The 7,760-nt window shown below is 48.6% G+C and carries 6 protein-coding genes; all 6 read right to left on the bottom strand.

Annotated features, from left to right (window positions below; all coding sequences use genetic code 11):
- Window positions 1–51: 51 nt before the first annotated feature.
- Window positions 52–1,617 carry a ShlB/FhaC/HecB family hemolysin secretion/activation protein gene (locus CHH28_RS07880; RefSeq protein ID WP_094059790.1) on the bottom strand — a complete coding sequence of 522 codons (1,566 nt, stop codon included), beginning with the start codon at window positions 1,615–1,617 and terminating at the stop codon, window positions 52–54.
- On the bottom strand, window positions 1,617–3,590 hold the full coding sequence (locus CHH28_RS07875) for a filamentous hemagglutinin N-terminal domain-containing protein (protein ID WP_269843685.1): 1,974 nt from the start codon (window positions 3,588–3,590) through the stop codon (window positions 1,617–1,619). The genes CHH28_RS07880 and CHH28_RS07875 overlap by 1 nt, the downstream gene beginning before the upstream one ends.
- Window positions 3,591–3,736: 146 nt before the next feature.
- Window positions 3,737–4,543, bottom strand: a complete 807-nt coding sequence (trpC, locus tag CHH28_RS07870; protein ID WP_094059788.1) for an indole-3-glycerol phosphate synthase TrpC — start codon at window positions 4,541–4,543, stop codon at window positions 3,737–3,739.
- A complete protein-coding gene (gene trpD, locus CHH28_RS07865) occupies window positions 4,540–5,595 on the bottom strand; it encodes an anthranilate phosphoribosyltransferase (RefSeq protein ID WP_094059787.1) in 1,056 nt (351 codons plus the stop codon). The genes trpC and trpD overlap by 4 nt, the downstream gene beginning before the upstream one ends.
- Window positions 5,596–5,602: 7 nt before the next feature.
- Window positions 5,603–6,187, bottom strand: coding sequence for an aminodeoxychorismate/anthranilate synthase component II (locus tag CHH28_RS07860; RefSeq protein WP_094059786.1), 585 nt, complete (start codon window positions 6,185–6,187; stop codon window positions 5,603–5,605).
- Window positions 6,188–6,209: 22 nt separating this feature from the next.
- Window positions 6,210–7,691: an anthranilate synthase component I gene (gene trpE, locus CHH28_RS07855; RefSeq protein ID WP_094059785.1), complete on the bottom strand. Its 1,482-nt coding sequence runs from the start codon at window positions 7,689–7,691 to the stop codon at window positions 6,210–6,212.
- Between the last annotated feature and the right edge of the window lie 69 nt (window positions 7,692–7,760).

The following is a 7,760-nucleotide window of genomic DNA, read 5'->3' as shown; positions in this document are numbered from 1 at the left end:
AAATCTGTGTAGAAAGTGATAAAAATGCACTATTACTGCGACGTGCTTCTTTTACGCTGGTATTAAGGATATGTGCCCAAACAAACTGTAGCCGAACACGTTTATAGCTTGCATTGAGACCGAATCCCCCCCCGTGGCTTCTTCGCCTATGCTGTTCTCATCAGCAAAGACGTGTCCATAGTCAATAAAGACGCTGGGCCGAATAGAGACTCCGATCTGTCTTAGGCCAGCAGCGGGGACATTAATATTAAAGTCATTTCTTATGTAAAAACCGCTATCTCCTGATGCAATGGTCGTTTCACCACCACGAACAGAAGAGCGGTCGCCAATATGAACTTGCTCTGAGCTGTATAAGCCCTTGTCGCTATACTGACCGTTGAGGCTCACTTGATAGCTACCAAGCGATGTCACAGATTTGGCAATCGATGAACGCCACTCTACCTTTGAAAACTGCGCATGAGGAGCTGAATCTGGCAATTGGCTTGGATCCGAGGTCGCACCAAACCATTTACTGCCGTGAGCTGCGGCAAGCTCCATAGAGTAGTATCCCCAAGGCAGGTTTTCAGATACATTGATGGAAACACGATACGGTACAATTTTCTGTGGTGACAGCTTAACCCCAAGCAAATAGCGCTCTGAGCGACGCACAGAGAGCGAGTTCACTAAGTTGACACGCATCGAAGAATCACGAAACAGCAAATAATCCCACGAAAATGTACTGGTGTTAGACTGTCCAAATAAGTCAGTCTGTTCAGGCAAAATGTTTAAATACTCAGAATAGCTATGAGAGAAGTTAAATGACGAGTAGCGGTACGGAAAACTTGCTGTTGCAGCTAATGCATTTGTATTCTGACTGCCAATATAGTTTATGCTAGTAGAGTCATTAATACCCAAGATATTGTCAGCTTCAAGCCCGACACGGACCTTCGTTTTTCCGGTATCCTCTTGACCATCATTATTCAACTCAACTTCCCCACGAAACTCATCGTCGGTCTGGTTGACAATCTGGATCTTGGTCAAACCTGGCTCACTCCCTGGCCACAACTTCATGGTCGCGCTAGCTGATCGTACCCGGTTTATTTGATCCAGACCTTGTTCTATATCAGGTAAAAAAAGTTCTTTGCTGAGTGATGGCATTGCCCACCAAAGCTTTCTGCTATCAGATTCTTCGCCATCATTAAGAATCACGCCCTCCACTTCACCTTCGATGACGATCAGTTTGAGCGTGCCAAGATTGAGATCTTGAGGAGGAATATACACACGCGTAGTAATGTAGCCCTTTTGCACATACACCGCGGTTAAGTCCTGCATCAGGTAGTTGACACCGTTTTTACCCAGACATTGGCCGCGATACTTTTCAAGGACAAACAAAATATCTTGTTGATTCAAGAGTGTATTGCCATTGATTTGTATATTTTCGATATCAAAGCAGACATCTTCAGACGGCAAGTCTGGACTGGTTGGTATAACCTGTAAATTCTCTTGCTTGTTTTCCAAATACTGACGTTCACGCTCTTGCTTCTGACGTTCTAAGAACTGTTGGCCAAATTCGGTTTCCGGATCAGCAGCAAACACGGAGCCGCTGAGCACTATTAGGATGATAAGTATGTAATGCATTAGTAGATTTTCCGGAATACACCAATTTCCCGCTGAATTATAAGGTCCTGCGTCGTCGGCTCACGCACGATACTGTACTCTCCCTCTAAACCTTCGGCGGCTTGGATATTCCCTCCATCTATTCGATTATTCTCACCTAGAAATGTGATCTTTCCCATGTTAGATATCAAGCTTCCACCTTGATCCACCTGCGTCCAGATGCCCATACTTTTAAGGAAGTATGTGCGCAGTCCACCTGGACGAGATATAACATCGTATACAGGCATGCCTTGAGACAGGAATGTTTGAGTATCGATGGTAACATCCCCTACTGCCTGCAGTAGGCCACCCTTATTCACAGCATCGTTTGCAGTGATACGGAGTTCCATTGCCGCTTGAATGTCGCCTCCTAACAACTCCATTGTGTTGCCACCATATCGATCACAACCACCTATGTTGCATCGGCTATTAAGCCATGTTTTGCCTACAGCTAATGCAGAGTTGGAAAATCCATCAGATTCTATGTCAATATCTCCTGCATTAGAGATGATCGACCCTCCAATATTCGAAAAGCTCTCCACATTAAACTTAATATTACCTATTGTTGAAATGACCTCAGATGGAAGTCTGCCAGCATCTGGCTCACCAAAGTCAACGTGTCGTGTATAAATTTTTTCATTATCTGTATACAAGGTATACCAGAGAGCGCGTCCATCTCTTTCGGAAGAGATGACTTCACCGTTGGTACCGGTATCAGATACAACCACATTATTTATATAAGACTGTGCGTTAACGATCACATCGCCATTTGCCAAAATACGTGATGAATGATTCACCACCTCATTAGCCTGCACTGCGACATTCTGATTGGCAAACAGGACTGTGCGCTTATCTGCAGACAACGACTCAAGTTGTAACTTTCCAGCCACATCCAACTTGACTGTCTCTTGGCGCTCCGCACCCTCATCCGCCATACTGCTGGCTTGTACTAAATACCCTTCAATGGTGCTGTCACCACTGCTCTTAAGAACGATCTGTCCGGTTACTGACTGGATACTCTGCTGTTCATCGTCATTGTTCCTTAGATCAAGTTCTGCAGCCTCAACCGTTACGTCTGCTGCTGCAATGACACTGCCACCGAACTCGACCTTGCCGTCAGTTGATAAACTGAAGGTACTGGCCGTTGCTGCAATATCGCCGTAGTTTCTTACACCGGCCCCATCTTCCGTGACCATCATCAATACTCGTGACGCGCTAAATGACGCATTCGAACTGATATCCACTGCCAGCTCAGTCGAAGCGATATCGGATGAGCTCGTTGTGCGCCAGTTTAAAGTCGGATCGGTAAAGGATTGGGCTGAGTTAAACTCGCTGCTAGAAGCACCAGTGACGAGGTTGATATTGGTAAAATCGTCGTCAGAGACATTGGTGATCGGCCCCTCGATCTTGATAGTCTTACTGAGCAGCTCTAAATGACTAATAATGCCCGATAGGCCATCCGCGCCAACATAGATTTCACCCTGCTCTACCAACGCCGTGGCATTGCGACGAACTCTACCCAATGAGTCCTCACGCTCAACAAACCCTAGGGCACCTGTCGTCAGCGCCAGACCACCGGTATTAAAGAACTCAGCACCATTTACAGAGATACCATTAGGATTAGCAATAATTACGTGTGCACGTGTGCCAAGAACCCTAACTTCACCCAAAAACTCTGACGGGTTGTTTCCTGTCACCTCATTGATGATGGTTCGTGCTGCTTGCTGCTGATTATCCAGTAGCAGACCATTGCTAGCAGAGTTAAATTCGGTATAGCGATTGTGACTAATACGGTCGCGGTCGGCTGGTGCAATTGACACCACAGTGCGACCGAACTCATCCATTTGCACGCCAGTCTCAGTGGAACCATCAGGGACTACTAAAGACTGTGAGAAGCAAGGAAGTGCAACTGACAAGATACCAATAGAGAGAAATGCTTTACTGCTAGTTAACATCCTTGTTTGCCTCATTGCGCGCCAACTGTTCAAGGGCGCGCAATTTAACTTACAGTTGGGCAATTATCAACCAACAAACTGTGTGGAAAGCGAACAAGATCACACCACCAGTTACGCCAGTTAACAATTTTTATGGCAAAACTGTCTTACCTTCCTTCAAACAACTCTGCAAGCGCCTCGCCGGGCTCTGGTGCCCGCATAAAGGCTTCGCCCACCAAGAAGGCATGCACTTCGTGCTCACGCATGCTTTGCACGTCCTGCTTTGAAAGAATGCCGCTTTCAGTCACCAATAAACGATCCGCTGGAATGCGTGGTAGCAAATCAAAGGTGGTCTGCAAACTCACCCCGAAGGTGTGCAGGTTGCGATTGTTGATGCCAATCAGCGGTGTCGACAGTTTCAATGCGGAAGTAAGCTCTTCGCCATCGTGCACTTCGACCAGTACGTCCATCCCCAGCTCATGAGACAGACCCGCCAGATCCTGCAACTGCATGTCGGATAAGGCGGATACGATCAACAGCACACAGTCAGCATTTAACAGGCGCGCTTCATATATCTGATACGCGTCAATCAGAAAGTCTTTGCGAATCACCGGCAGAGAGCAAGCGCTACGCGCTGCCAGTAAATAGTCCTCATGGCCTTGAAAATAGTCTCGATCTGTCAAAACCGATAAACAGGCAGCACCGCCTTGCTCATACGACTCGGCTATGGCCTCGGGCTCAAAGTGCTCACGCAATACACCTTTGGACGGCGATGCCTTTTTGATTTCGGCAATAACTGCCGCCTGCCTTTGATCTACTTTATTGCGCATTGCCTTATAAAAGCCACGCAGCTCGCTAGCATCACGATCGAGCGCCTGGGCTTTAATCTCCGCCAAGGCTTGCTTTGCACTGCGCTGCTGAATTTCAACCAGTTTGGTATCGAGAATACGCTTGAGCACTGTTGGTGTGTTCATGATTGAGTTCCTTCCAGGTCGGCATCGATGTAGTTTGAAAAACTACTGAGTTCACGCAGCTTTTCCAACGCTAAGCCGGAATAGATAGCGTCTTCGGCCATATCGACTCCCTGCTTTAAACTACTGGCCAAGTCGGCGACGTAAATAGCGGCTCCAGCATTCAGCGCCAACATGTCCGCTGCTTTTTGTCCGGCTTGTGTATCACGCTTACCCAGCGCATCTCGAATGAGCGCCAGGCTTTGCTCAGCACTGTCTACTTCCAACCCGGCCAATACTTGAGACTGCACGCCTAATTGCTCTGGCGTGATGACATAGTCTGTTATTTGGCCATTATTCAGTTCACACACATGAGTTGGCGCCGCCAAACTGATTTCGTCCAAGCCATCTTCGGAGTGGACTACCATAATGTGAGCCGCACCTAAGCGCTGCAACACCTCTGCCACCGGTCGCAGTAGCGCTTTACTAAACACACCAATCAGCTGCTTTTTAACACCGGCAGGATTGGTCATCGGGCCTAAAATATTAAAAATGGTACGCATGCCCAGCGCTTTGCGCGGGCCAATGGCGTGTTTCATAGCGCTGTGATGCATTGGCGCAAACATAAAACCAACACCCAAATCATCAATGCAGCGTGCCACCTGTGCTGCCGTCAGCTCTAAATTAACGCCAGCGGCTTCGAGTAAATCCGCACTGCCCGACTTCGAAGACACGCCGCGGTTCCCATGCTTAGCAACAACACCACCAGCTGCTGCCACCACCAAGGCCGAAGCGGTCGATACATTAAATAAATTAGCGCCATCACCACCGGTACCGACAATATCGACGGCGTGCTCAGCCGTTACCGGAACACCGGATGCCAATTCGCGCATAACCGTTACCGCACCGACGATTTCATCGATGCTTTCACTTTTCATACGCAGCGCCACCAAAAAAGCACCGATTTGAGCATGATCACATTGCCCGGTCATAATCTGGCGCATTACGGCGATCATTTCATCAGTACTGAGGTCCTGGCGTTCGACCACACGAGCCAGAGCTTGTTGTATTTCCATGATTACCTCACCGGTGAGCGTCTAAAAAATTTTTTAATAAGTCGTGACCATGCTCGGTCAGTATGGATTCTGGGTGGAACTGTACGCCTTCAATGGCCAATGTTTTGTGTCGAATCCCCATGATTTCTTCGACACTGCCGTCGTCATTTTGTGTCCAAGCAGTCACTTCTAGGCAGTCGGGCAAACGATCTTTGTCCACGACCAGCGAGTGGTATCGGGTTGCACGATACGGATTCTTTAAACCGCGAAACACGCCGCTGTTTTTGTGATAAACCGCAGAGGTTTTGCCGTGCATGACTTGCCCCGCACGCACCACATGGCCACCAAACACTTGGCCGATGCTCTGGTGCCCCAAACAAATCCCCAAAATGGGCAATTTCCCAGCGAAGTGTTCAATCGCAGCCATGGATATGCCCGCCTCATTCGGCGTACAAGGGCCGGGAGAAATCACCAGCTGATCGGGTTGTAGCGCTTCAATTTGCTGCACGCTGACTTCATCATTGCGCACGACTTTGACGTCGGCACCCAGTTCAGCAAAGTACTGCACGACGTTGTAAGTAAACGAGTCGTAGTTATCAATCATCAACAACATGGTGTTTTTCCTCTACGCCCACTTACTGGTCTAGACCGGCAGCCGCCATTGCCACGGCACGGAACATCGCCCGGCCTTTATTCATGGTTTCTTTCCATTCCAAACGAGGTACCGAATCTGCAACTACACCGGCACCAGCTTGAATATTTAATACGCCATCTTTAATAACTGCCGTGCGAATGGCGATGGCAGTATCCATATTTCCATTCCAGCTCAGGTACCCCACGGCACCACCGTATACACCACGTTTGGTCGATTCGTACTGATCAATAATTTCCATGGCACGAATTTTAGGTGCACCGCTTAAAGTGCCGGCAGGGTGCGTGGCTCGAAGTACATCCATAGCGCTGATGCCATCGCGTACCTGGCCTTTTACATTCGATACGATGTGCATAACGTGGCTGTAACGCTCAACGATCATTTGATCCGTGACTTCAACTTGCCCGGTCTTAGCAACGCGGCCAACGTCATTGCGGCCAAGATCGATCAGCATTAAATGCTCAGCGATTTCTTTTGGATCTGACAATAGCTCTTGCTCAAGCGCCAAGTCTTCCGCCTCTGTTTTGCCACGATAGCGTGTGCCCGCAATGGGGCGCACAGTGACTTCGCCGTCTTCCAAGCGCGCAAGAATTTCTGGAGATGAGCCGACTACATGAAAATCCCCAAGATTGAGGCAATACATATAAGGGGATGGGTTGAGCGTGCGCAGAGCGCGATAAATATCGACCGGGTCACCATCAAAAGGAACCTGCATGCGCTGCGACAAAACACACTGCATTATGTCGCCAGATAAAACGTAATCTTTAATATCAGCCACCGCCTGCTGAAACGCGTGCTCCCCAAACAATGAGGTGAAATCACTTTCATTGACTTGCGCTGGCGTTTTTACCTGGCCGATATGACCTTGATAAGGAGAGCGCAACTGCTGACGTAATTGCTCCAAGCGCTCAAGCGCTTGCTGATACGCTTCAGGTTGATTGGGGTCGGCCATGACGATTAAGTGCAATTTACCGCTGAGATTATCAAACACCACCACTTCTTCCGAAACCATCAGCAGAATATCCGGGGTGTTCAGATCATCTTTTGGGCAGCTGTGTTTCAGCTTAGGTTCAATATAGCGAATGGTGTCATAGCCAAAGTAGCCAACCAAACCGCCATTAAATTTTGGCAGGTTTTCAACTTCCGGCACCCGAAACCGCTGTTGAAACTCGTCGATATATTGCAGCGGATCATCCACTTGCCGCTCTTCGATAGTCTGCCCATCGCGTTGCAGACGAACTGTCTGCCCGTGGACGGTCAGCACCTCACGAGCCGGCAAACCAATAATGGAAAAACGCGCCCACTTTTCGCCGCCCTGCACCGACTCGAATAAATAGGTGTAAGGCTGGGAAGCCAGCTTTAAATAGGTGGTGAGCGGCGTATCGAGGTCGGCCAACACTTCTCGGGCCACGGGGATACGATTAAAGCCCTGTTGTGCCAGAGCAGTAAATTGTTGCGGAGTCATAGAGTACCTTTGCCATCAAAACACAAACACAGCCGCATAGCTGCGACCACTAAACCAGTGTGTTCAGCA

The organism is Bacterioplanes sanyensis (assembly GCF_002237535.1).
In the GTDB taxonomy this organism is placed as follows: domain Bacteria; phylum Pseudomonadota; class Gammaproteobacteria; order Pseudomonadales; family Oceanobacteraceae; genus Bacterioplanes; species Bacterioplanes sanyensis_A.
This window is presented reverse-complemented; position numbering and strand designations above follow the sequence as displayed.